Annotated in this window: 24 protein-coding genes and 1 pseudogene; 21 read left to right on the top strand and 4 right to left on the bottom strand. The window is 42.6% G+C overall.

Annotated features, from left to right (window positions below; all coding sequences use genetic code 11):
* Nucleotides 1–7: 7 nt before the first annotated feature.
* A complete protein-coding gene (locus tag IGI76_RS14150; protein ID WP_333718753.1) occupies nt 8–2,332 on the bottom strand; it encodes an HAD-IC family P-type ATPase in 2,325 nt (774 codons plus the stop codon).
* 259 nt (nt 2,333–2,591) lie between these two features.
* Between IGI76_RS14150 and queG the strand changes: the two genes are divergently transcribed.
* Nucleotides 2,592–3,767: a tRNA epoxyqueuosine(34) reductase QueG gene (gene queG / locus IGI76_RS14145; RefSeq protein ID WP_438781645.1), complete on the top strand. Its 1,176-nt coding sequence runs from the start codon at nt 2,592–2,594 to the stop codon at nt 3,765–3,767.
* A gap of 39 nt (nt 3,768–3,806) precedes the next feature.
* Here queG and IGI76_RS14140 read toward each other — a convergent pair whose 3' ends face one another.
* Nucleotides 3,807–4,163 (bottom strand): hypothetical protein, encoded by a 357-nt coding sequence (locus IGI76_RS14140; protein WP_005228172.1) that lies wholly within the window; start codon nt 4,161–4,163, stop codon nt 3,807–3,809.
* 165 nt (nt 4,164–4,328) lie between these two features.
* On the opposite strand from IGI76_RS14140, the pseudogene IGI76_RS14135 reads away from it, so the two are divergent.
* The 6 genes and pseudogenes from IGI76_RS14135 to IGI76_RS14110 all read left to right on the top strand — a co-directional run bounded on the left by IGI76_RS14135 (nt 4,329) and on the right by IGI76_RS14110 (nt 9,720).
* Nucleotides 4,329–5,203, top strand: a pseudogene (locus IGI76_RS14135) (SPFH domain-containing protein).
* A 3-nt stretch (nt 5,204–5,206) separates the two neighbouring features.
* Nucleotides 5,207–5,704: an LURP-one-related/scramblase family protein gene (locus IGI76_RS14130; RefSeq protein ID WP_438781644.1), complete on the top strand. Its 498-nt coding sequence runs from the start codon at nt 5,207–5,209 to the stop codon at nt 5,702–5,704.
* Between the two features lie 20 nt (nt 5,705–5,724).
* Nucleotides 5,725–6,597 carry a fructokinase ScrK gene (gene scrK / locus IGI76_RS14125; RefSeq protein WP_002347415.1) on the top strand — a complete coding sequence of 291 codons (873 nt, stop codon included), beginning with the start codon at nt 5,725–5,727 and terminating at the stop codon, nt 6,595–6,597.
* A gap of 98 nt (nt 6,598–6,695) precedes the next feature.
* Nucleotides 6,696–7,445 (top strand): alpha/beta fold hydrolase, encoded by a 750-nt coding sequence (locus IGI76_RS14120; RefSeq protein ID WP_008379569.1) that lies wholly within the window; start codon nt 6,696–6,698, stop codon nt 7,443–7,445.
* Between the two features lie 107 nt (nt 7,446–7,552).
* A complete protein-coding gene (trhO, locus tag IGI76_RS14115; RefSeq protein ID WP_201688363.1) occupies nt 7,553–8,515 on the top strand; it encodes an oxygen-dependent tRNA uridine(34) hydroxylase TrhO in 963 nt (320 codons plus the stop codon).
* A 266-nt stretch (nt 8,516–8,781) separates the two neighbouring features.
* A complete protein-coding gene (locus tag IGI76_RS14110; protein WP_005228196.1) occupies nt 8,782–9,720 on the top strand; it encodes a 2-dehydropantoate 2-reductase in 939 nt (312 codons plus the stop codon).
* A 159-nt stretch (nt 9,721–9,879) separates the two neighbouring features.
* Here IGI76_RS14110 and IGI76_RS14105 read toward each other — a convergent pair whose 3' ends face one another.
* Nucleotides 9,880–10,629: a MurR/RpiR family transcriptional regulator gene (locus IGI76_RS14105; RefSeq protein ID WP_008380325.1), complete on the bottom strand. Its 750-nt coding sequence runs from the start codon at nt 10,627–10,629 to the stop codon at nt 9,880–9,882.
* Between the two features lie 154 nt (nt 10,630–10,783).
* Between IGI76_RS14105 and pfkB the strand changes: the two genes are divergently transcribed.
* The 12 genes from pfkB to IGI76_RS14045 all read left to right on the top strand — a co-directional run bounded on the left by pfkB (nt 10,784) and on the right by IGI76_RS14045 (nt 21,598).
* Nucleotides 10,784–11,722: a 1-phosphofructokinase gene (gene pfkB, locus IGI76_RS14100; protein WP_144771071.1), complete on the top strand. Its 939-nt coding sequence runs from the start codon at nt 10,784–10,786 to the stop codon at nt 11,720–11,722.
* The gene (locus IGI76_RS14095; protein WP_144771069.1) at nt 11,719–13,125 is read left to right on the top strand and encodes a PTS fructose transporter subunit IIC; all 1,407 of its coding nucleotides are present in this window, start codon (nt 11,719–11,721) and stop codon (nt 13,123–13,125) included. The genes pfkB and IGI76_RS14095 overlap by 4 nt, the downstream gene beginning before the upstream one ends.
* Complete coding sequence (locus IGI76_RS14090; protein WP_201705315.1) at nt 13,122–13,571, top strand: PTS sugar transporter subunit IIA; 450 nt, start codon at nt 13,122–13,124, stop codon at nt 13,569–13,571. The genes IGI76_RS14095 and IGI76_RS14090 overlap by 4 nt, the downstream gene beginning before the upstream one ends.
* 4 nt (nt 13,572–13,575) lie before the next feature.
* The gene (lacD, locus tag IGI76_RS14085) at nt 13,576–14,553 is read left to right on the top strand and encodes a tagatose-bisphosphate aldolase (RefSeq protein ID WP_201705314.1); all 978 of its coding nucleotides are present in this window, start codon (nt 13,576–13,578) and stop codon (nt 14,551–14,553) included.
* 570 nt (nt 14,554–15,123) lie between these two features.
* On the top strand, nt 15,124–15,924 hold the full coding sequence (locus IGI76_RS14080) for an SDR family oxidoreductase (RefSeq protein ID WP_086337875.1): 801 nt from the start codon (nt 15,124–15,126) through the stop codon (nt 15,922–15,924).
* Nucleotides 15,925–15,939: 15 nt separating this feature from the next.
* Nucleotides 15,940–17,802: a BglG family transcription antiterminator gene (locus tag IGI76_RS14075; protein ID WP_333718751.1), complete on the top strand. Its 1,863-nt coding sequence runs from the start codon at nt 15,940–15,942 to the stop codon at nt 17,800–17,802.
* Nucleotides 17,799–18,284 (top strand): transcriptional regulator GutM, encoded by a 486-nt coding sequence (locus tag IGI76_RS14070; RefSeq protein ID WP_074934131.1) that lies wholly within the window; start codon nt 17,799–17,801, stop codon nt 18,282–18,284. Before IGI76_RS14075 ends, IGI76_RS14070 begins: the two co-directional genes overlap by 4 nt.
* On the top strand, nt 18,284–18,838 hold the full coding sequence (gene srlA, locus IGI76_RS14065) for a PTS glucitol/sorbitol transporter subunit IIC (protein WP_074934132.1): 555 nt from the start codon (nt 18,284–18,286) through the stop codon (nt 18,836–18,838). The genes IGI76_RS14070 and srlA overlap by 1 nt, the downstream gene beginning before the upstream one ends.
* A 12-nt stretch (nt 18,839–18,850) precedes the next feature.
* Nucleotides 18,851–19,849 (top strand): PTS glucitol/sorbitol transporter subunit IIB, encoded by a 999-nt coding sequence (gene srlE / locus IGI76_RS14060; RefSeq protein ID WP_333718750.1) that lies wholly within the window; start codon nt 18,851–18,853, stop codon nt 19,847–19,849.
* Between the two features lie 22 nt (nt 19,850–19,871).
* A complete protein-coding gene (locus IGI76_RS14055; RefSeq protein WP_151195970.1) occupies nt 19,872–20,228 on the top strand; it encodes a PTS glucitol/sorbitol transporter subunit IIA in 357 nt (118 codons plus the stop codon).
* 42 nt (nt 20,229–20,270) lie between these two features.
* The gene (locus IGI76_RS14050; RefSeq protein WP_333718749.1) at nt 20,271–20,951 is read left to right on the top strand and encodes a fructose-6-phosphate aldolase; all 681 of its coding nucleotides are present in this window, start codon (nt 20,271–20,273) and stop codon (nt 20,949–20,951) included.
* Nucleotides 20,948–21,598 carry an HAD family hydrolase gene (locus IGI76_RS14045; RefSeq protein ID WP_096741693.1) on the top strand — a complete coding sequence of 217 codons (651 nt, stop codon included), beginning with the start codon at nt 20,948–20,950 and terminating at the stop codon, nt 21,596–21,598. Before IGI76_RS14050 ends, IGI76_RS14045 begins: the two co-directional genes overlap by 4 nt.
* A gap of 113 nt (nt 21,599–21,711) precedes the next feature.
* Here the strand turns inward: IGI76_RS14045 and IGI76_RS14040 are convergent, their stop codons facing one another.
* On the bottom strand, nt 21,712–22,500 hold the full coding sequence (locus IGI76_RS14040) for a PHP domain-containing protein (protein WP_015510339.1): 789 nt from the start codon (nt 22,498–22,500) through the stop codon (nt 21,712–21,714).
* Nucleotides 22,501–22,632: 132 nt separating this feature from the next.
* On the opposite strand from IGI76_RS14040, the gene IGI76_RS14035 reads away from it, so the two are divergent.
* Together IGI76_RS14035 and IGI76_RS14030 are read left to right on the top strand one after the other, a co-directional pair.
* A complete protein-coding gene (locus IGI76_RS14035; protein WP_010749994.1) occupies nt 22,633–23,499 on the top strand; it encodes an AraC family transcriptional regulator in 867 nt (288 codons plus the stop codon).
* A gap of 234 nt (nt 23,500–23,733) precedes the next feature.
* Nucleotides 23,734–24,807 (top strand): Gfo/Idh/MocA family protein, encoded by a 1,074-nt coding sequence (locus IGI76_RS14030; protein ID WP_005228203.1) that lies wholly within the window; start codon nt 23,734–23,736, stop codon nt 24,805–24,807.
* The last annotated feature ends 9 nt before the right edge of the window (nt 24,808–24,816 follow it).

Here is a 24,816-nt window from a genome sequence, read left to right as displayed (position 1 = left end):
AAATCAATTAGGATTGTTTAACGAGCACTTTGGCTGAAAAGCGCTTCGTTAGGAAAGAAAGCCCCACGTACAGGCAGATGTTCAATGCCATCATGCCAAGGAAATAAGGCAAGGTCACAGCGGTCAAGAAACCGACTTCCAGCAGACCGTGGAAGAGCATTGCTGCAACATAGATCCCCACGGTAGTGGTAATCGCTAAGAACAATCGCAATGGATTTAATGGCAAGCAAGCGCGAATCACAGCGATACAGCTGATCCCGATCAACAAATAGTACAACAAGGTCGTCGTATCAAATTGCGACCAACCGTAGTCGGTTTGTAAAAAGCGGATCGCAAAGTAATTGACTAACACCAACAAGGCATTTGGCAACGCATTGAGCAAGACTGTCGGCAAGTAACGACCTTTGATCGGTGCTTTGTTTTCTTCAAAGGAAAGGAAGAAAGATGGATAACCTTCAATTGCTAAGTCGATCAATGTGATTTGGATCGGCAAGAACGGAAAGGCGCTGGATGTCAGGATACAAACCAAAGAGAGCAAGAAGCTGTAAATCGTCTTGATAAAGAAGATTCCCGACGCTTTGGTCACGTTATTGACGACGCGGCGTCCTTCAAATAAAACATCTGGCAACGTAGTAAAGTCAGAATCCAATAAGACAAAGTTAGCGATTTGACGAGCCGCACTGTCGCCAGCAGCCATTGCAATGCTGACGTCGGCTTCCCGTAGTGCCAACACATCGTTGACGCCATCACCCGTCATGGCAACGGTCCGTTGATTGGCTTTTAATTCTTGAACGAGTAGTTTCTTTTGTTCAGGAGTCACACGACCAAAGACCGTATAGCGTGTCGCAGCTTCTCGGACTTCTGCTTCGGTCGTTAAGGTAGAAAGATCGATGGCTTGATCGGCATTCGCTAGGCCTGCACGATGGGCGATCGCTGCGACAGCTATTGGATTATCGCCAGAGATCACTTTTAGATCGATGCCTTGATCCGCTAAGTAAGCCAAGGTTTCTTCTGCGTTTTGGCGGATGATATCGGATAAAATCAAGACAGCCACCGCTTGTGCGTTGGTTGGGTCAAAGGATGTCGGCGTTTTTGGATCAGTTTCTACGGCTAAAATCAACACCCGTAGACCAGCTTCTTGCGCTTCTATGACTTGCGGCAAGGCAGCAGAGCCGGCGACTTTTTCAGGTGCACCAAGATAGACATTTCCTAGATGTTCAAAAGCCACAGCACCCCATTTGCGCTGTGAAGAAAAGGCAGCGACGTCGATCGGCTGATGATCCGTTAGCTCAGGACAGCCTTGACGCAATGCTTGCATCGTCAAATTGTTATCCGTACTGGCTGCCAAATAATTCCCTAAGAGCATGTTAGGGTCGCTGTCGGCTTGGAGAGGAACGATCGATTCGAGAACCATATGGCCTTCCGTCAACGTCCCCGTCTTATCCAGACAAAGGGTATCGACATGCGCTAAGGTTTCAACGGCATACATGTCTTGGACCAAAATCCGTTTTTTTGCCAATTTAATGACACCTGTCGTCAAGGCGATACTGATCAGCAGGACAAGTCCTTTTGGTAACATTCCTAATAAGGCAGCGGCAGAAACGACGACGGATTCCTTGATCCCAGCATCTCGCATCATAAAGGCTTGGAAGAACAAAATCACCCCTAAAGGAACGATTACATAGCTGGTGAATTTGGATACACTACGGATCGAAGCAAGCAGCTCAGAGCGGATCGGTTTGTGGACCTTTGCCTCATTGCTTAGTTTCGCTGCGTAGTTTTCTGCACCGACATGAAGGACTGTTCCTGTCATTTCACCGCTGACGATGAAACTCCCTGAGAGTAAGGAAGCACCTGCTTCTTTGACAACCAGATCGGCTTCACCAGTCAGCATCGCTTCATTGACTTCGACTAGTCCAGAAAGCACCGTCATATCAGCGGGGATTTGGTCCCCAGCACCAAGAATAACTACGTCCTCTAAGACCAATTCTTTGGCTGAAATCTCATGGATTTGGGCATCTCGAATCACTCGTACCGTTTGCGGTGAAACAAGTGAGAGTTTTTTTACTAAATTACGCGCGTGCAATTCTTGGCTGATCCCAATGGTGATATTCACAAAAATAATCGCTAAGTAGAACATGTTGGAATAGGCGCCTACGGCAAATAAAAAAACGCCAATCAATAGATTGAGAAAATTGAATAATGTCAGTAAATTGTCTTTGATGATCGCAGCAGTTGATTTACTGCTTTTTGTTTCATAATCATTGTGCAACCCCTCTTGGGTTTTCTTGGCGACTTCTGCTGCAGTCAAGCCGGTGGGTAATTGAGTCATAAGCATCTCCATTTCATTTGTTCATTTCTTTCTAATTCCTTTATCTAGTCTAGCATTCGAAAAAGGCAATACAATCGTTGCGAGGAAAATAACGATAAAATTAATTAAAATCTTAAACAATCAACACGTGTTCTTTTAAAGAAAGAAAAAAACTGGGGGAACAAACCGCACCATCGACTTTTTTCAGGTGCTTACGTATAATAGGGGAAGAGAAAAAGCCGAGAAGCAGATGCTTAGCGGACAAAAGAGGGTAGCGAGCATGTCTTTAAAAGAAAAAATTATTGCAGAAAGCAAGCGGCTTGGCATTGACAAGATCGGGTTTGCTTCAGCGGAGCCGTTTTTGGCATTGGAGCCTTCCTTGCGGGAACAAAAAGCCAAAGGCCATACCTCTGGTTTTGAGCATCCCGTGATCGAAGAGCGTATCTATCCTGAACGGACATTTGAAAATCCGCAAACGATCATTGCGATCGCTTTAGCTTATCCGACAAAAATCAAAGAGAAAGTCCCGCGGGATGAAAAACGCGGCATGTTTGCCCGTGCCTCGTGGGGCATCGATTACCATGATATTTTGCGAGAACGATTGGATCGCTTGATCGCCTTTATCAAAGAACAAGTGCAAACGATGGAAGAACAAGTCGAATGGCGTTTCGCACCGCAAGTCGATACAGGGGAATTGGTGGATGTGGCGGCAGCGCAGCGGGCGGGTCTTGGCTTTATCGGTCGTAATGGCTTGCTGATTACGGAAGAATTTGGTTCGTTTGTTTATCTAGGGGAGATCGTCACTAATATCTCTCTTGAACCAGATGAAGAAGTCCCGTTTGGTTGTGGGGATTGCATGCGTTGTGTGACGGCTTGCCCCACCAAAGCGTTATTGGGCGATGGTCGAATGAATGCCCAGCGCTGTTTGTCCTATCAAACCCAGACGAAGGGCATGATGCCAGAAGAGTACCGCAAAAAGATGCATAACGTGATTTACGGCTGCGATATTTGTCAGCTGGTCTGCCCTTATAATCGGGGGAAAGACTTCCATTTTCATCAAGAGATGGAGCCTGAAGTCGATACCGTTTATCCAAAACTGCAACCGATGCTGTCTTTATCAAACAAAGCCTTCAAGGCACAATTTGGCCATCTATCTGGCTCTTGGCGGGGGAAAAAACCGTTGCAGCGTAATGCCATCATCGCCTTAGCCAATGTAGGGGATCGCAGTGCCTTGCCAGCGATTTGGCGCTGTGCGACAGAAGACGTGCGCCCAGTGATTCGAGGAACGGCTTATTGGGCCATTGGCCAGTTGGGCGTCAAAGAACCAGAAATGTGGTTAGAGCGACTGCAACGGTGTGCAGAGTTAGAACCCGAAGAAGAGGCGCTACAAGAATTGCAGCCTGCCATCGAACGATTGCAAGCAGTCATTACCAAAAGGCAAGAAAAAGAGCTATAAAAAAAGCAAAACGAGCCCGGGGCCGTTTTGCTTTTTTATTTAATCTAGTACGTCATCACTTTCAACGATTTCTTCTGAATCCAGTTCAAAATCAGGTGCTGGATGCACACGCTCAGGCAGCTCCATTTCTAACTCGCCTTCTTCGGTGTATTGGTTGTCGGTATCGGCAACGTCAACTAAAATTTCTTCAGGAAGCTCTTGTTCTAACCGATAGCCTTCTGCATGACGCGCATCGAGTAATTCCAAAAGATGTTGCCACTCGTCTTTCGAGATCACTACAACGTCAATGCCGTCTTTGTTTTGTACCTCCACAACAGAGGAAAGATCGGTGCCGACCGTTTTAATGATCGATTCCAACGACCATTTACTCGTTTCTAAGTCAATTTTTTGTGCCATAAGAATTACCCCTTTTTTGAGAAAAATTTTGTCCTACCTTAATTGTAACGGGAAAGTTGCAGAAAACAAAATAGCTTGATTGGGAATCGTCGCTGATATGCGCAAGAACATTTGCACAGCGGCTTTAACCAAGGTAAGATAAGAGCAAGAAGGGAAGGAATAAAAATGACAGAAAAACAGACATTTCATGTGAATGGGTATTTAGCACTGGTTGTGCTGATCGGGTTATTGGTTGGCGGCGGTTATTGTTTTATCATGGGTTCGTAAATGAGAGCGTTCTCGAAATCGTTCTCAGCATTCTTTTATGGATCGTATCGTTTCTTTTCCTTAGTTCGTTAACGATCGTACAACCCAATCAAGCCAAAGCGATCCTCTTTTTTGGGCAATATTTAGGGACCATTAAAGACAACGGCTTGTTCGTGACAACCCCATTAACCCAAAAAATCAATGTTTCATTGAAAGTCCGCAACTTTAACAGTTCGCTGTTGAAGGTCAATGATTCAGACGGAAACCCGATCGAGATCTCGGCGGTGGTGGTTTTTAAAGTCGTAGATACGGCGAAAGCATTGTTTGATGTCGATTATTACCAAGATTTCATTGAGATCCAAAGTGAAACAGCGATTCGTCATATTGCGACGCAATACCCGTATGACACGTTCAATGACGATGATCTGACGTTGCGAGGCAATACAAGTGAAGTCTCGGAGGAGCTGGCAAAAGAATTGCAAGAACGATTGGCTGTTGCTGGGGTCGAAGTCTTGGAGACTCGCTTAAACCATTTGGCGTATGCGACTGAGATCGCTAGTGCGATGCTGCAGCGCCAACAAGCCAAAGCGATTTTATCTGCACGGCAAATCATTGTTGAAGGGGCCGTCTCCATGACACAAATGGCGTTAGAACAAATCGAAGACGGACAGGACATCAATTTCACAGATGACCGCAAAGTCCAACTGATCAATAATTTATTGGTGTCGATCATTACCGATAAAGGCACGCAGCCGGTGATCAATACGGGCGATGTTAAAGAGAAAGGAGTGTAGCATTTGAAGAAACTTTACATCAAACAGAAGGTTTTCAGCATCGGCGAAAAATTTACCGTGACCGATGACTTACAAAACCCTCGCTATTATGTCGAAGGCAGTTTTTTTAAGATCCCGAAAAGTTTTACGATCTTCAATGAGCAGCAGCGACCGATCGCGGAGATCACCAAAAAAGTGTTCAGTTTATTACCAAAATTTTTTGTGGAAGTCCACGGCCAAGAAGCGATCGTTTTAGAAAAACATTTCACATTTTTTAAAGCCCGCTATTCCATCAGTGCAGAAGGCATCGATGTGGAAGGCAATTGGTGGGATATGGATTTTGTGGTCAACCGCAACGGTAAGCGAATCGCAGAGATCCACAAAAAATGGATCTCTTGGGGCGATACCTATGAAGTCGTGATCTATGAAGAAGATCTAGATGACCTGATCATTGCATTAGTGGTAGCCATCGATCGCGTCAAAGCAGATGATGCCGCAGCGTCAAGTTCAGCAAGTAGTTAGAAAAAAAAGGAGCGATGTGCATGTTATACGGTTCGATTGAAGCAGGCGGCACAAAATTTGTGTGTGCCATTGGCGATGAAGAAATGACGATCAAGGAAAGAGTGAGCTTTCCGACAACGACACCTGAGGAAACAATGCCTTTAGTCATTGATTTCTTCAAACAATACCAAGCAGATTTAGCAGGGATTGGGATTGGCTCATTTGGGCCCATCGATATCCATCGCGATTCTGCCACTTATGGGTACATTACCTCAACCCCGAAATTGGCATGGCAAAATTTTGATTTCATCGGTACCATGAAAAAAGAATTTCCGATCCCTATTTCTTGGACAACAGATGTCAATGCGGCTGCCTATGGTGAGTATGTCTTCGGCAGTGGCAAAGGATTGAGTAGTGTCGTTTACTACACGATCGGTACAGGTGTTGGCGGCGGTGCCTTACAAGAAGGGCGCTTTATCGAAGGATTTAGTCATCCAGAAATGGGGCATATGCTGGTCGTCCCTCATCCAAAAGATGACTTTGCTGGCAGCTGTCCATTTCATGGCAACTGTTTAGAAGGGATGGCCGCTGGACCAGCCATCGAAAAACGCTTAGGGAAAAAAGGACAAGAGGTTGCAGAAGATGATCCTTATTGGGAGATCGAAGCCTCCTATATTGCTCAATGTGCCTACAATACAACCTTGATGTTTTCTCCAGATGTGATCATTTTTGGCGGTGGAGTGATGAAACAGCGCCATATGCTGCAAAACGTCCACGACGCATTTGCAAAATTGGTCAATGGGTATGTCGAAACGCCTGAGTTAAGCAAATATATCGTGACCCCAGCATTGGAAGACAACGCTGGAACCCTCGGTTGTTTGGCATTGGCTCGAGAAGCGGTCTTACATTCATAAATAAAAAAAGATCATACTCTTTGGGTATGGTCTTTTTTTGCAGCGTATCAGTGGCGCTTTTGGCGACTTTTTGTATACTTAAGCTGAGGTGGAAAAGAATGAAATTAGCTGTTCGAAAAAGAAAAATCGGGAATATTCCGGTCTTAGAAGTCGTACCAGAAGAAATGATTTATGAGCCGCTGCCATTGATTATTTACTATCATGGCTGGCAGACGAGTAAAGAATTAGTGTTGACACAAGGCAGAAAGTTGGCTAGAGAAGGTTTTCGGGTGGTCTTGCCAGATGCAGCCAATCATGGGGAGCGCAAGACCCAGCTATCGGAGATTCCTTCTTTAACTTTTTGGCAAAGTATCCAAACCAATCTATTTGAGTTTTCTTACTTAGTCGATTTTTTTGAAAACCTTGGTTTGGTCAACGGTCAGATCGCAGTTGGCGGTGTCTCCATGGGAGGGATGACCACGTGTGGTTTATTATGCCAGCATCCAGAAATCACAGCGGCAGCTTGTATCATGGGTTCTCCTTCCATGTTGAAATACCGTGACCGCATCCAAATGCACGCCGGCGCTGCTGGGTTCTTTGTACCCGAGGATTATGGTCAGCTTTTAAGCTGGATGGATGCTTACGATCTGTCTTCTCAACCAGAGAAATTAGGACAGCGTCCCCTTTTATTTTGGCATGGTACCCAAGATGAGAAAATTCCTTATGCTGATGTGGAAGCCTTTGTGGCAGAAAATCCAGAAGCAAATCTGCAGTTTATCTCGCGAGAAGAACGCCATCTGGTGCGTGGAGAAACGATGGATCAAGTCACAGCTTTTTTCGTGGCAGAGCTCAATAAAACCAATCCATGACACGGTTTGCTCAAAGAAAAAGATTGTGTGAAAAGGCACAAGCATAAAACTCGTTTTTTGTCACGCGATAACCTATACTGTAGGGTGCAAAAAAAGGAGGAATTGGTTTGACATACCGCGTTTTATTATTTTATAAATATACAACAATTGAAGATCCGGAAAGCTTCGCCAAGGAGCATTTAGCATTTGGAAAAGAAATTGGCATCAAGGGCCGTATTTTAGTAGCCAATGAAGGGATCAATGGCACGCTTTCTGGAACGGTTGAAGCAACAAATCGCTATATGGAAAAAATGGAAGCTGATCCCCGTTTTAAAGGGATTTTTTATAAAATCGATGAAGTAGAAGAACATGCGTTTAAAAAGCTATTCGTTCGTCCGCGCAAAGAATTGGTTTCATTGAACCTGGAAGATGACATCGATCCATTAGAAATGACTGGAAAATATTTAGATCCTAAAGCGTTCAAAGAAGCTTTGTTAGATGAAGATACCGTAGTGATCGATGCCCGTAACGATTATGAATATGACTTAGGCCATTTCCGGGGAGCCGTTCGTCCCGATATCCGCAGCTTCCGTGAGTTGCCGCAATGGATCATCGATAATAAAGAAAAATTTATGGATAAAAAAGTCGTTACTTATTGTACTGGTGGTATCCGTTGTGAAAAATTCTCAGGCTGGTTGCTGCGAGAAGGCTTTGATGATGTGGCCCAACTTCATGGTGGTATCTTTGCTTATGGGAATGACCCAGAAGTTCAAGGCGAGCTTTGGGATGGCAAAATGTACGTCTTTGATGAACGCATTAGTGTGGAAATCAATCATGTGGATAAAAAAGTTATCGGTCGCGACTGGTTTGATGGCACACCTTGCGAGCGCTATGTAAACTGTGCCAACCCAGAATGCAATCGCCAATTCTTAACTTCTGAGGAAAATCAGGCTGCCCATTTAGGTGCCTGCAGCTATGATTGTGCCATCCACGAACACAACCGTTACGTGGAGCAACATGGAATCACAGAAGCAGAAAAAGCTGAACGGTTAAAAAACTTTGCAACAAAAAATGAAACAGTCACTGCCTAAACCGACAACTGTTTCACAGGAAATGAAGGATTAAAAGAGTTGCACGTGAGTCCGAAAACTGGCTTAGCTCAGTCAGTTTTTCCACCTTCCGTGCGGCTTTTTTGAATGGACAGAATTGGAAACGATTGTTTTTTAATTATCTGAAAAATCTAACTATTCCAATTGTTCTTTTTTCTTTCCTATCGAGAAAAAACGCAAGGCTCTCGCATATTTCACGATTTTAGAGTAAACTATACCTAATTGTGGAAGAGGAAAGAGGAATTCAGATGAAAATTGTTATTGCTGGTGCAGGTGCTATGGGCAGCCGTTTTGCTATTATGCTAAAAAGAGGCGGAAATGACGTCACGTTAATCGACGGCTGGCCTGCGCATATCGAAGCGATCCGTGAACACGGATTACGAGCGAACTTAAACGGTGAAGAGATCGCAGTCCCTTTTTCGATCTATTCGCAAAATGAGATCCCAACGACTGTACAAGCAGACTTGATCCTGGTCTTTACTAAAGCGATGCAACTGGATCAAATGATGCAAACGATCAAACCGATGATCGGAGAGCAAACGAAAGTCTTATGCTTATTAAACGGGATCGGTCATGAGGACACGATTGAAAAATATGTCAGCACGGATAAAATCTTTTTAGGAAATACCATTTGGACGGCGGACTTGATTGGTCCTGGTAATGTTCGCTTGTTTGGGGATGGTTCTGTAGAACTGCAAAACATCGAACCGGGGAAAGAAGAAGATGCCCGTCAATTGGCGGCAGTCTTGGCTGATGCTGGGTTGAATGCGTCTTATTCTGAGAACATCCGTTACTCCATCTATCGCAAAGCCTGTGTCAACGGCACCCTAAATGGCTTGTGTTCGATTTTAAATGTGAATATTGCCCAATTCGGACAAACCTCAACGGCGCGTGCGATGGTCCAAACGATCGTGGAAGAATTTGCGGCAGTTGCTGCCCATGAATCTGTTGAACTGGATGTATCCGAAGTAGTCCACCATATTGAAGAAACCTATGATCCAGAAGGCATCGGAATGCACTATCCATCCATGTATCAAGATTTGATCAATAATCATCGCAAAACCGAGATCGATTATATCAATGGCGCAATCTCGCGAAAAGGCCGCAAGTACCAAGTGCCAACGCCTTATTGTGACTTTTTGACTCAAATGATCCATGCTAAGGAAGATATTTTAGCAGCGGAATAACACTTCTGCGAAGGTAATAACTCGTAAAATCGCTAGCAGTCAGTAGCGATATCAAGAGACTGCATCCAAATCATTCAGCAAAAAAGTCTTTTCGCTCACTCATAGAAGAAACACTATGAGGGCGAAAAGACTTTTTTTATTGATTTCGAGTGAGTCTGCTTATTTTTTCTTGATGCGAATCGCATAAGAATCCAGCAAGATTCGAGCAATGACCGATAAGGGCAGTCGTGAGCGGACTTCATAATCTGGGAAAAAGGAAATTTCTGATTTGAAGCCAATCAAAGAAAGCTCGACTAATTCCAGCAAGCGGCTTTCTTTTGAGGCGGTGATCAAAAGCGATCCGATTTCTTTATCGTAACAATTTTGAGCCGCGATGACTAATTCTTCGGTCTCCCCATTTAATGAAACAAAAATCACAGTATCTTCTTTGCGTAAACGCTTACTGATCGTAGTGATAATATTGGGATCAGTGTACAACTCACAATATTTATCCACCAGCTGAAATTTTGTCTTCATTTCTTCCCCAATCAATTCTGAAAAGCCCCGTGCAAAAATAACGATTCGTTTCGCGTTGTATATTTTTTGGATCGCATCTTCAATAGTGCCCGTATCTAGCATATTTAAGGTACGAATGACTTCTTGTTCATTTTTAATAATGGAGCGACGGATCTCTTCATCCACCATTTCCACGTTTGAAAAATTCAAGGTCATATTCGATTGCTCTTTTAAATGATGTTTAAAAGAGGTGTAGCCCTCATAGCCCTTTTTCTTCATGGTTCGGACGATCGTTGTCGTTGAAACATTTGCCAGTTCACTTAGTTTGATAATCGAAAGGCTCGGAATTTCTGAAAGGTTTTGCGTAATGTAATTCCATAAAAATAGTTCTGCTTCACTTAATTTGTTGTCCATCTTGCCACCTCTTAACGCTATTTTAGTGTGATTGTATCTGAAAATCAAATGGAATCAAACAAGATTGAAAATGTTTTCAACAGAATGGATCGTTTTAGAAAACATGTACATTCAGAAACAGTGCATACTTAAGGTACAGCAAGGAGGAACAATTATGGGAACGATTTACACATGCACGATGAATTTAGCGATTGACTTATTTATCGAAACAGAACAGCTTTTGCCTCAAGTTGTCAATCGTACACTAGATGATGAGATCCAAGCCAATGGCAAAGGGGTGAACGTTTCTCTTATTTTGAAGATGCTAGGCATTCCCAGCACTGCTTTAGGATTTAGCGGTGGCTTTACAGGAAAATATATTGAAGATTTTTTAAGCGAAAAGCACATCAAGACCGATTTTGTAGCGGTTAATGGAATGACCAGAATAAATGTCTTTACACAAGTCAACGAAGAAAACAAAGAATATAAATTGGTCAATCAAGGGCCAGCGATCAGTCCAGAAAATGTGGAGCGATTGTTAGCAAAAATCAAGACTCTTGTTCCAGGTGATTTTCTTTGTGTTTCTGGGAGTTTACCAAAAGGTGTTCAACCGACGGTTTTGATTGAGATCAGTAAAATCTGTCAGGAACGAGAAGTCAAGCTGATTATTGATAGTAGTTATAAGGAAGTTCGGGAGTGTTTGCAGTATCGTCCTTACTTGATCAAACCAAATGAAGATGAGTTAGCGACACTGTTTGATGTCGCCACGATCGCACCCGAAGATTATCAGAAATACGGTCAAATGTTAATTGCAGAAGGAGCGCAAAATGTGTTGCTGTCTTTAGGAAGTGAGGGGGGGATTTTTTTAAATGAAGCAACTTGTCTGATCGCTAATGCCCCAAAAGGTAAAGTGGTAAATACAGCCTGTGCGGGAGATAGCTTATTAGGGACCTTTATTGCTGGGATGGTTCGCAAGGAGGAGGTTTCTCATACATTGAAAAGAAGTATTGCTGCGGGAAGTTCAACTGCTTTTAAAAAGGGATTGACTGACTTTTTAGATATCCCTGAATTGGAAGCGCAAATACATGTTCATAGAAAGGAAGTCCATAAATGACAAAATTTCAGATAGTAGCTGCGACGGGATGTCCGACGGGGATCGCGCATACGTATATGGCACAAGAAGCATTAGAGCAAGCCGCTAAGAAGCGAGGCATTTCGATCAAAGTAGAAACTCATGGACAGATTGGGATCGAAAATGCGTTGACTGCTGAAGAGATCGAAGCTGCCGACGCAGTCATTATCGCGGCTGATAAAGATGTTCAAGCCGAACGTTTTGTAGGCAAAAAAATCATTGATGTCCCAGTAGCCTCAGGAATTCGAAATGCGGATCAATTGATCGCTGATGCCTTAGATGGTGCAGGGAGAATCAAACAGTCGAAGCAATCTGTTCCGACTGATAAAGAAGAAGTAGCCGTCAGTGGGATTGGACATACGATCTACAAAAACTTAATGAATGGTGTCTCTCATATGTTACCGTTTGTGGTCAGTGGGGGAGTCTTGATTGCTATTTCATTTCTTTGGGGGATTTATTCGGCGGATCCAACTAACGCTCAGTACAACGAATTTGCTGCACGACTCAATGGAATCGGTGGTTTTGCTATGAGTATGATGGTCCCGATCCTATCAGCATTTATTGCGGAGAGTATCGCGAAACGACCAGGACTAGTGGTTGGGTTTGTTGGGGGCTTGATCGCGGCAGATGGCGGAACTGGCTTCTTAGGTGGGATCGTTTCAGGTTTCTTAGCCGGTTATGTCGTGCTAGGGCTGATGAAGGCATTGGTTCTTTTACCTAAATCATTAGATGGTTTGAAAGCAATTTTTCTTTATCCTGTTTTAGGAGTCTTGATTACAGGACTGATTATGGACTTTGTGTCAGGACCGATGGCAACGATCAACGAAGCAATGATGTCCTTCTTAGCTGGTTTCGAAAATTCTAGTCCCTTTGTATTAGGCATTATTGTTGGCTGTATGTGCGCATTCGATATGGGAGGACCAATCAATAAAGCAGCTTATGTAACAGGTACTGCTTTATTGGCACAAGGAAATACTAGTTTCATGGCAGGAGTATCCGCAGCGTGCATTGCCCCACCGTTGATCACAGGTTTTGCCGTTTTATTCTTTGGGAAGTATTTTGATGCAAATGAAAAAAATGCTGGATTAGTCAATTTTATCTTAGGCTCAACACATATTACAGAAGGAGCGATTCCTTTTGCGGCGAAAGACCCGCTGAGGGTGTTACCGATCATGATGTTAGGTTCTTCGATTGCTGCTGTACTGACCTATCTCTTCAAAGTGCAAGTTCCTGCACCCCATGGTGGCTTTCTAGTATTACCCGTTGTTACTCATGGTCTTTTATGGGTAAGTGCGATTTTGGCAGGATCGATCGCAGGTGGGTTGTTGCTAGGATTGGTTCAAAAAAGAAAAGTTGCCAAACAGAGAATGGACGTGAAAGCATGATTACGGAAGAATATATTTTTGTCGATTCCCTCCTAAAGAATAAAGCAGAAGCTCTATCTTTTCTAGCAAAAGAAAGTAAGAGGCAAGGCGATGCTACGAATGTTTCAGAAGTGGAAGCAGCATTTATCCTTCGAGAAGAACAAGGCTCTACAGGCATGATGGATGGCTTTGCCATTCCTCATGCGAAGAGCAGTGTTATTAGACGACCATTTATTAGTGTAATCAAACTTAGAGAAGCAATCGATTGGGACAGTTTAGACGGACAAAAAATCCATACGATCATCGCTATGTTTATACCAGAGAATGAAGCTGGGACCACCCACCTTACGATTTTGTCTCAAGTGGCAAGGATGCTGATGAAAGAAGGGTTTAAAAAAGCGATCCAAGCAGCTACTTCTAAAACAGCTTTACTACAAGTAATGAATCAGTATCTAGAAGGGAATTGAAAAAATGACTACGACAATGAAGCAAACGATATCAGTAACAAAACTTTGTAATTCAAAAGGAATCATCAGTGCATTGGCGATCGATCAAAGAGGCGCATTAAAGCGGATGCTAAGTCAATATAAAAAAGATGTGTCGGATGCAGCGATCGAGCAATTTAAAACCATCGTCTCTGAAGAACTAACACCCTATGCATCGGCTATTTTATTGGATCCAGAATACGGACTTCCGGCAGCAAAACAACGTGCTCAGCATACTGGTCTATTGATGGCTTATGAAAAAACGGGGTATGACGCAACGACGCCAGGGAGACTCCCAGACTCGTTAAATTATTGGTCAGTCAAAAAGCTCAAAGAGGAAGGAGCAGATGCCTGTAAGTTTTTACTCTACTATGATGTAGACGAAAGCGATGCGATCAACGATCAAAAGAAAGCTTATATAGAACGAATCGGTTCTGAATGTCTGGCGGAAGGGCTGCCCTTTTTCTTAGAGCTAGTCTCCTATGATGCGACCATTTCGGATAACACATCGAAAGAATACGCAACGGTCAAACCACATAAAGTCAATCAAATGATGAAGGTTTTTGCAGAGTCGCGCTATAACGTAGCTGTTTTGAAAGTAGAAGTTCCTGTCAATATGAAGTTTGTTGAAGGGTTAGGGAATGAGGTTGTCTATACACAAAAAGAGGCTGCAGCATTCTTTAAAGAACAAAGCCAGATGGCTACTTGTCCATTTATTTTTCTTAGCGGAGGCGTCAGTGCAGAGCTTTTTCAAGAAACCCTCCGCTTTGCCAAAGCAGCTGGTTCAACCTTCAATGGTGTATTATGCGGGCGAGCAACTTGGGCAGATGGTGTTAAGGTATTTGCCACTAAAGGAGAAGCTGCTGCAAGACAATGGATGCAAACAGACGGTAGAAAAAACATCGAAACATTGAATGAGGTGCTAATGGAAACAGCTTCTTCTTGTCAGGCAACAACTGAATGATTTCTTTCAATGGGAATATCTGAACTTAGGGAAATAAGGTGTCAACATGTGCTGGCTTCCAGACGGTTAAACGGATATCTGAGATTGACTTTCGCCGAAGTCTTTATTTGGAAAAGTCAACGAGTTGGGTCATTCTTAAGGAGCGTACCAACCAATCTCTGCCTTTTTAATACACTCTAATTTAATCGTTTCAAAAAGCTTAGGGAATCTTTCCTAAGCTTTTTTTGTGGAAGAAAAAGGTGGGAGTTTTTCTTTCTTTTACTGCATGTTATTAGAAGTGGCTTTGTTGTGGAAAAATCGAGAGCAATTAATTAAGTCGCATTCACAAACCGTCCTTTAAAAAAAGAGCGGATGACTCCATCTAAGGAGAAGATAGGATAGAATAGAAGTCGCTTCAACATGATTCTTTCGGTTGCAAAATAAAATTGCATTGTTTTTTAAGGCAAACGGTCTGAAGATTATTCAGTGAAATTCGTACACTTTTTTTCCAGATCTTTGAAAAAATCCTGTCTTAATTATTATTGGTCAACGCTTATACTGAAAGCGTAATCAAATTGTAGGAGGGAACGTATGAAAGACTGGTTAAATATAGCTGGAAAAACCGTGATCGTAACAGGGGGTTCTTCAGGAATCGGAAAGAGGATCGTTGAAAGTTTATTAGAGCAAGGGGTGAATGTGGCAAATTTTGACCTTACAGAAGCTACGCAACAACATGACAATTTGTTGTTTGTTGAAACGGATATTTCAGTAAGGGAAGAGGTGGAGTCAGGTGTAGAAAAAGTCATTGAGCGGTTTGGAACTGTCGATGGTTTAGTGAACAATGCAGGGATCAATATTCCACGTCTTTTAGTAGATAAGAAAGACCCTCATGGGAAATATGAATTATCAGATCCTATTTTTGACAAGATGAGTGCAATCAATCAAAAGGGCGTTTTCCTAATGACGCAAACAGTAGCCCGAGAATTGGTCAATAAAAAATCTGGAGTCATCATCAATATGTCATCAGAATCAGGGCTTGAAGGATCTGAAGGGCAAAGTGCATATGCTGCTACCAAAGCGGCACTCAATAGCTATACAAGATCCTGGGCAAAAGAATTAGGAAAATCAAATGTTCGAGTGGTGGGTATTGCACCGGGCATCATGGAAGAAACGGGCTTGAGAACGTCTGCCTATGAGGAGGCACTGGCTTACACAAGAGGGACGACAGTTGAAAAACTGCGAGAAGGATACACAAAAACGAGTACAATTCCTCTAGGTCGGAGTGGCAAATTGACAGAAGTAGCTGACTTGGTCTGCTATTACCTGTCTGACCGATCCAGTTATATTACAGGAGTGACAACAAATGTAGCGGGAGGAAAAACTAGGGGATAGAAATAGGGGGATAAAATGGCATTCGTAAATCGATGGTATCAAATCTTAGACTTGTTAATAACCCATAAGGATATTTCAATCATTGATTTACAGAAAAAGTTGAGCAGTAGTTCAAAAACAGTAAAGAGTAGTATTGATCTGCTTAATGAAGAACTAATTGGTATTGCGAAAATCGTGCAAAGGAAAAAGAGCTATTCGATTGAGGTAGAAGATGCTGAAGAATTTGAACTCATTTTGGCTGGAAAGTTAAAAAAAGAAACCGATTTTAACTCAGCAAGTAAGCGGGTAGCATTTATCCTAAAACAATTGATCGAGGAAAAGTCATTTATTTTAATTGACGATCTGTCTGAAGCGCTAGGGATCAGTAGGAGTACTGTCTATAATGATTTTCGGATGCTAAAAAAGCTACTCAAGCCTTTTGATACAGAAGTAGTTGGAACGCCAAATAGAGGGATTCAGATTAAAGGAAGTGAATTTAATCTGCGTTTGCTTTACATCTATTATGTACAAGATTATTTTTATGAAAATTATTTAGAAAACGATACACGAGCAATGATCCAAAAAATCATTTCTCTCTCAGGGATTCCGCAGTATTATGGTCGTTTACTGTATAAAGTGATTTCTATTTCCATGAAAAGGATCATTGAAGGGAATTATTTAGAGACGATACCGAATTGTTATACAAATTTCATCAAAGAAGAAGAACAAATCGAGCAGTTGATCTATCATCTAGAGACCAAATACCGAGTGACTTTAAGTCAAACAGAACAGGACTTTCTCTGGTTCCCGTTAAATTTATCTGCAAATTCCTTAATTGAGCGTACGGTTGTCCCGACAGCAGTCGAACAGTACTTTAAAGCGATGCTAAAGCGAATCCATCGCACGCTCGTTTTGGATATCAATGAGAAAGTTTTGTTTTTAGAAATGAAAGAACACTTAAAGTATATGATCAACCGAATCGTGGTCCAAGCAAAATTAAGCGATTTGTTTTACGGCGAAATCGAGCGACAATATCCCTTTGCCTATGAATTAGCCAAAGTCGGTCTACAAGAGATTGAAGAAGTGGTTGGTCGAACCATACCCACAGTCGAAATCAGTTATCTAGCACTTTATTTTGAACTTGCTTTGAAAAGCCAACAAAACGAACCAGCCAAAAAGCAAATTGCTGTAGTTTGTCACAGTGGCAGAGGTACGGCGATGATCATACGTCGTCAATTGGAACGAGTCTTAGGCAATGATATTCGCATCACCCATTTATCAGAGGAAGCCTATCATCAGGAAAATCTGACCGATTACTTCGCCATTTTTACGACGATTCCATTAAAACATTTAGAGCAAGTGAAAAGTCCAATCATTAAATTGACCAACTTATTTGACGATCATTGGTTGCGCAATGAGTGGGAAAAAGCCGAACGCTTGCAGTCAGTAGGGAAGCAGTCGATCCTCTTACACTTTAACCACTTAGATCCTGACTTGACCTATCAAAAGAATGTCGAGTCAATGATCGTCGAATTAACAAAGGAGCATATGGTAGATGAGTGCTTTTTGGAACGAATCAGACAAAGAGAGGAAAAACATGCCACGATTTTTGATTCTGAGATTGGCTTTCCCCATGCGATCAATGATCAAACAGATAAAATCGTTCTGTCGATAGGTGTGTTCAAAAGGAAATTGGTTACTCCTGAGGGTAATATCAAACTGATTTTTTTGTTAGGGATTCCAAGTGAATTGACAGGGAAAAACGAACAAGACTTGTTGCGTATTTATGATGAATTATTTGCGATTGCTGGCAATGCGGATTTCAGAGAAGAAATCAGTGCCCAAGAAAATCTATTGGCATTGAAAGAATGGCTTTATCAGAAGGAGTTGATTATATGAGTTTTGTTTATCTATTTGGTATTTTTGCCTTAGGCGCCTATTTGTTACAAATTCTTTTTGGGTTGAAACAGATCAAACACTTTAATCAAAACTATCAGCAACTGCGCAAAAAAGGCAAGGTAGCGATTGGACGCAGAGCTGGGAAAATAAAAGCAGGAACGATCGTTTTACTTGCGGTCGATCCAGCAGGAATCATTCTTGATGCCAGAAAGATGCAAGGGGTAACCGTGTTGGCGAAGTTTAAAGAGCTGCCGGTCTATCTAGGAGAAGATATTCATTATATCGATAAGTACCATCCCAAAGTGCAAAAAGAAAACAAGTTGACGATTCAAGCAATGGAAAATGCCAGAGAAATCTATTTGCGCACAGAAGCCGGGAACTATACCGAAAGTCAGGGAGTGTCGCCTGTAACACTGTTGAAAATACAAATACAAACATGGAAAGAAAAAATATATATGAAAGAAAAAAGGAGTGCAAAATAATGGAGTATATTACAAAATTTGCTGAAGGTTTTATGAGCCTTTTTCAAACCGGAGCAGAGACATTTATCTCATGGATGACAGGTATCGTTCCAGTGGTGCTAATGCTGATGGTCGCCATGAATACGTTGATTGCTTTCTTAGGAGAAGAACGCGTGACCAAAGTGGCACGTTTATCTTCAAAAAATCCTTTCACTCGCTATTTGCTTTTACCTTTCCTATCGGCCTTTATGTTAGGAAACCCAATGTCGTTTACTATGGCTCGCTTTTTACCTGAATACTATAAGCCTAGCTATTATGCCTCACAAGCGCAATTTTGTCACACCAGTAATGGGGTATTTCCTCATATCAATCCTGGAGAACTCTTTGTATGGTTAGGTATTGCCCAAGGAATCACAACATTAGGCTTAAACTCGATGGAGCTGGCGATTCGTTATCTATTGGTCGGTATGATCATGAACTTTATTGGCGGTTGGGTCACCGACTTTACGACTGCTTACGTGTGTAAGCAGCAAGGCATCACTTTGAGTAAAACAGTCAAACTAGCGGCAGAATAAGGAGGAATCAAGATGACGTACAAAAGTATACGAGTAGTCAAAGGCAGTGGCGGTTATGGCGGTCCCTTAGTGATCACGCCGACAGAAGAAAGACATAAATTTATTTACATTACTGGTGGTGGTGAGCGACCTGCAATCGTTGATAAAATTGTTGAATTAACGGGAATGGAAGCAGTCAATGGCTTTAAAACATCGATTCCCGATGATGAAATTGCATTAGCGATCATTGACTGTGGTGGCACGCTACGTTGCGGTATTTATCCCAAAAAAGGGATTCCGACGATCAATGTCGTCGCAACGGGGAAAAGTGGGCCATTAGCACAATATATCAATGAACAGATCTATGTTTCGGCGGTTGGGGTCGACCAAATTTCATTAAGTGAAGAGCAAGAAGCAACCACCGCCGCCAATGAAGCAACAGCTCCTAAGCGGGAATTCACCTACGATACTTCGAAAAAAATCACAGAGCAAAAAGCCGAGCAGCAAAATTTTATTGCCAAGATCGGGATGGGCGCCGGGAAAGTCGTTGCGACCTTTAACCAATCTGCACGAGACGGGGTTCAGACGATGATCAATACCGTCATTCCCTTCATGGCATTTGTTTCCCTGTTGATTGGAATCATTCAAGGGTCAGGCGTTGGAAATTTCTTTGCGAATGTGATGGCGCCATTGGCTGGCAATATTTGGGGATTGATGATCATCGGCTTTATTTGTTCCTTGCCATTTCTCTCCCCGTTACTTGGACCAGGGGCAGTGATCAGTCAAGTGATCGGGACACTGATTGGGGTCGAGATCGGCAAAGGAACGATTCCACCACAACTTGCTCTACCTGCATTATTTGCGATCAATACTCAAAATGCCTGTGATTTTATTCCAGTTGGGTTAGGATTAGAAGAGGCAGAAGCGGAAACGGTTGAGGTTGGGGTACCTTCTGTTCTTTATTCTCGTTTCTTAAATGGTGTACCACGGGTCTTCGTAGCATGGCTTGCAAGTTTTGGACTTTATAGTTAAATCAGTATAGGAGGAAGCAGAAATGGCAGTTTTTACTACGACAGTTCTTTCAATCGGTGTGGAGGCGGAATTATTTCGCCAAGAAAATATGATCATTCTTTTTGGCAAAGATGCACCGGCAGCGTTAGCTGACTATTGTTACAATATTGAAGTACAGCCAATGAATGGCACGATTACATCTGAACAAAAATTATGGATCGATGATCAAAGCTATCAAATTACCTCGGTAGGCGATGTGGTATCAAGAAATTTACAAGAATTAGGACACATCACGATTAAATTTGACGGCAGTTCGACCTCTGAATTACCAGGCACACTTTATGTAGAAGCAAAAACGATCCCTGTGATTGATAAAGGAACGAAAATCAGCATTAAGTAAGGAAACTGTCTAGTAAAACGTAAGATTGAAGGAGTGTAAGCAATGGAATTCTTTTTGGATACAGTAAATCTTGAGGAAATCACCCACTATCAAAAGGTACTCCCGCTGGCAGGAGTAACCTCAAACCCCACGATTTTGAAAGCTGCGGGGAACATCGACTTTTTTACTCATTTGCAAGCAGTGAAAGAACGAATCGGAGAAGCATCCTTACATGTTCAAGTGGTTGGGGAAACCGTCGATGAGATGATCCTAGATGCAGAAACGATTATCAATAAGCTGGGAAAAGAAGTCTATGTCAAAATCCCTGTCAATGAAAATGGGTTAGAAGCCATCAAACGCTTAAAAGAGCGTGAATTCAACTTAACAGCTACAGCCATTTATACCGAATTGCAGGGGTTCTTAGCGATTGGTGCTGGAGTCGATTATTTGGCGCCATACTATAACCGTATGGAAAATATTAATGTTGATGCACCAACAGTCATTGAATCATTGGCACAAGCGATTCGTACCACTCAAGCACAAAGTAAGATCCTTGCCGCAAGCTTTAAGAACACTACGCAAATGAATCGCGCGATTCGTGCAGGGGCACATGCGCTCACTGCTGATCCAGACATCTATCGACAAGGATTAGCCATGCCTTCCATTCAAAAAGCAGTAACGGACTTTCACAATGACTGGGTCGAGATGTTTAAGTCGCCATCGATTCAGGGGTTATGCCAATGACGACAACGGTAATTTTTGATATGGATGGGGTTATCGTAGATTCTGAGTATACGTTTTTAGAATCAAAAACAGCGATGCTTCATAGTGAAGGACACCTTGTAGATGAGTCATATCACTATCAGTTCATGGGGACCACTGCAGAATTTATGTGGGAAAAAATGAAGGAAGAATTACAGTTACAAAAATCTGTTTCAGCGTACATTGAAGAAATGAATCGCAGAAGAAAAGCGTTGATAACACGTGATGGCGTCAAAGCGATTCCTCATGTGCAAACATTGATTCGGCAGTTAGCAGAAGCGAACTTTCAGCTTGGTGTTGCTTCCTCTTCTCCTAAAAAAGAGATTGAGGAGAACCTGGATCAATTGCAGTTGCGAAACTATTTTACTGAGATCGTCAGTAGTGAAGAGGTAGCACGCTCGAAGCCTTTTCCTGACGTATTCTTGAAAGCAGCGTCGTTGTTGAGCGCGAACCCTCAGCAATGTATCGTCATTGAAGATACGATCAATGGCTGTAAAGCTGCCAAAGCTGCGGGTATGTACTGTATTGGCTTTGCGAATCCAGCATTCCCTGTGCAAGGTCTGCCAGCGGATCAAACGATTATTGATTTTCGTGACCTGAATGTGCAAGAATTGAAAACCATCAAATAATACGCACAACTAAAATGACCAACCTAGGAAAGGATAACTGCTAATGAAGCTGGAATCCTCCTTTCCTTGGCTGGTCATTTTTAATTTTTTTGCATGATAGTCAAAGAATAAGCTTATTCTGTCGGCAGATCCGCCATAAACCGTTCGCTACCTTGAAAGACTGCTAATTGATTGACACCAAAGGAACGCAATAGATCGCTCATCGCTGCAAAATCTAACCGATAGTCACTGGCTTTATGGGCATCAGAGCCGAGGGTGAACAATTTACCACCGACACTTTGATACAGCGGGATTGCATATTGATAAAGGTGGGCATTTTGATAGGGGCCAAAGCTCTTCGCGTTGATTTCCATCGCTAAGTCACGGGCAACGATTTTTTTGAAGATCGTCGTTAACTCTGTTTCAAAATGGGCGGCCAATTCCTCAGCTGTAAATTGGAAACGACGCAAGCCATAATCAAAGTGGGTCACGATGTGCCCGTCAGAAAACGAGTCCAACACGTGGGCCATTTGGTCAAAGTATTGTTTGGCGACTGCAAATTTGTCCTTGTTCAACACGGCATCGTCCATATAATCAAAGGTACCGTTTTGATGGATACTGATCAATTTCAAGTCATAGGGATGGCTTTCAAGATAGCGCAAGATTTCTTGTTCTTGACCAGGCACGACACCAATCTCAATGCCTTTTAAGAGTTTCGTCGCTGTGGTCTCTTGCAGCTTCTGGTGGGTATTTACTAGTAATTCATAGTCAGGAATATCATCACGGAATCCCGAATAGGGGTTCTTCAAATCGAAATGATCTGTCGCAACGAAGTAGGCAGGCTGGTAAGCAAGATAATTCTCAAACTGTTCATCTGAATCAAAAGACAAAAATGTATGCAGATGTTGATCATAATAATTCATAAACAAGACTCCTTTTCTTGAATACGATACCACAAAAAAGCAGAAGAAACTATGATTGGCTGAGAAAAGGTTTTCTCTTGGACAATTTTTCGCTTATAATAAATAAGAATAGAGCGAAGGAGTCGGTCAGCCATGAGTATGTACCTTGAAATTCCTGAATTTGAAAGTGAATTTCGTTTTCGAACGTTTCTAAATGATGGGTTGACCATCGTTTACCCCCATGTCCATAAAGAAATCGAGATCATTTACGCTAAGCGCGGCACGGTCAATATTGGTGTTGACGATATGATCATTGAGTTGGAGGAAGGGGATCTGTATCTTTTTTCCAGCGGGCAACCCCACTATTTTCTAGCATCGCCTGAGAGTGAACGCTATGTCTATCAATTTGATATGAAGCTTTTTGAAGAGCCGTTGCTTCGAGAAAATGAAGTATCCTTGATGACACTCTTTGAAGAAGGGGAGCCCCACAGCAAAAATTGGCCAACGAGTTTTACGGAAAAAATAACAGGTCTCTTGATCGAGTTGTATCAGTTGGAAGAGGAAAATGTTGTTGGGAAGCGTTATTTGACTCTCGGGCTGCTTTACCAGTTGATTGGGGAGTGCTATCAAAGTTTGCCTAAGCGCAAACAAGCCGTCAATCCGCTAAAACGAACGGCCGCACAATACAAAGAAACCTTGCAGCGTCTGAATGATGTCTTTGAGTACATCGAATCTCATTACCAAGAAGTCTTGACGATGGAGGACACCGCAAGACATGTAGGGTTTAGTCCACATTATTTCACGCGTTTCTTTAAAACCAATACTGGCAAGACCTTCATGCAGTTTTTGACGGAATATCGCATCAATCAAGCCAAATTTATCTTGGCCAATGAAAAGATCCCCATGGCAGAAGTCGCTGAAAAAGCAGGTTTTGCCAGTGTCAAAACATTTCACCATGTCTTTAAGGAAGCCGTTGGTCAATCACCGTTGCAGTACCAGAAACAACTGAATCAAAATTGATAGAAACAGCCGATGAGCCTTTGCTTGTCGACTGTTTTTTTGTCAATTTGGCACTATTTTTTTCTCGATAGTGTTTTTTTAAGCGCTTTTCATAAATTGTGGAGTGGTTCTTTTTGTTAAAGTTTCATAAGATAATTTTCGGGAATTTTTTCAATGGAAACTGGGAAGAACTGCTTTCGATGTTTCGCTATAATGAGGAGGTAGAAAATAATAAGCGTTTTCAGGAGGAAAGATATGACAGTTAAAGTTGGAATCATTGGGTGCGGTGGGATCGCAAACGGCAAGCACATGCCTGCCTTGTCTCAAGTAGAAGAAGTAGAAATGGTTGCCTTTTGTGATCTGCTAGTTGAACGTGCAGTTGAAGCGAAATCAGCATTTGGGACCGAAGATGCCCAAGTATTCAGCGATTATCAAGAAATGTTAGCACAAGCTGATCTAGATGTGATCCATGTGTGTACACCAAACGCCTCACATGCTGAGTTGACGATTGCCGCACTAGAAGCGGATTGTCATGTCATGTGTGAAAAACCAATGGCAAAAACAGCGGCAGAAGCCAAAGCAATGATCGAAGCAGCCAATAGAACAGGGAAAAAACTCACGATCGGCTACCAAAACCGTTTTAGAAAAGATTCTCGTTATCTTCATGAAGTGTGCGCCGAAGGACAATTAGGAAACATTTATTTTGGGAAAGCTCATGCGATCCGTCGTCGGGCTGTGCCAACTTGGGGTGTTTTCCTTGATGAAGAAGCGCAAGGCGGCGGTCCGTTGATCGATATCGGTACCCACGCATTGGATCTGACCTTATGGATGATGAACAATTACAAACCAAAATTTGTTGTCGGAAAAGCGTATCATGAGTTGTCGCAAACCAAAAATGCCGCAAATGCTTGGGGCCCTTGGGATCCAGAGAAATTCTCAGTAGAAGATTCGGCCTTTGGTTTTGTGGTCATGGAAGATGGGGCAACGATTTTCTTAGAAGCTAGCTGGGCGCTCAACAGCTTGGATGTGAAAGAAGCCAAAACGACACTGATGGGCAGCAAAGCGGGTGCGGATATGAACAACGGTTTGACCATCAACGGAGAAGACCACAGCTTGCTGTATGAAAAAAATATCGAACTTGAAACAGGCGGCGTTGATTTTTATGAAGGAAACGGCGAGACGCCAGAAATTTTAGAAGCACAATCGTGGATCCATGCGATCATCAACGATACCGAACCAGTGGTCAAACCTGAAGAAGCAATGGTCGTGACGGAGATTTTAGAAGCGATCTACAAATCATCGCAAACCGGTGAGCCAGTCTACCTATAAGAACTGCTG

The sequence above is a fragment of the Enterococcus sp. DIV2449a genome, assembly GCF_051711225.1.
Lineage (GTDB): Bacteria > Bacillota > Bacilli > Lactobacillales > Enterococcaceae > Enterococcus_D > Enterococcus_D casseliflavus.
Note: the sequence above shows the minus strand (reverse complement) of the source record. Positions and strands in the feature narration are given on the sequence as shown.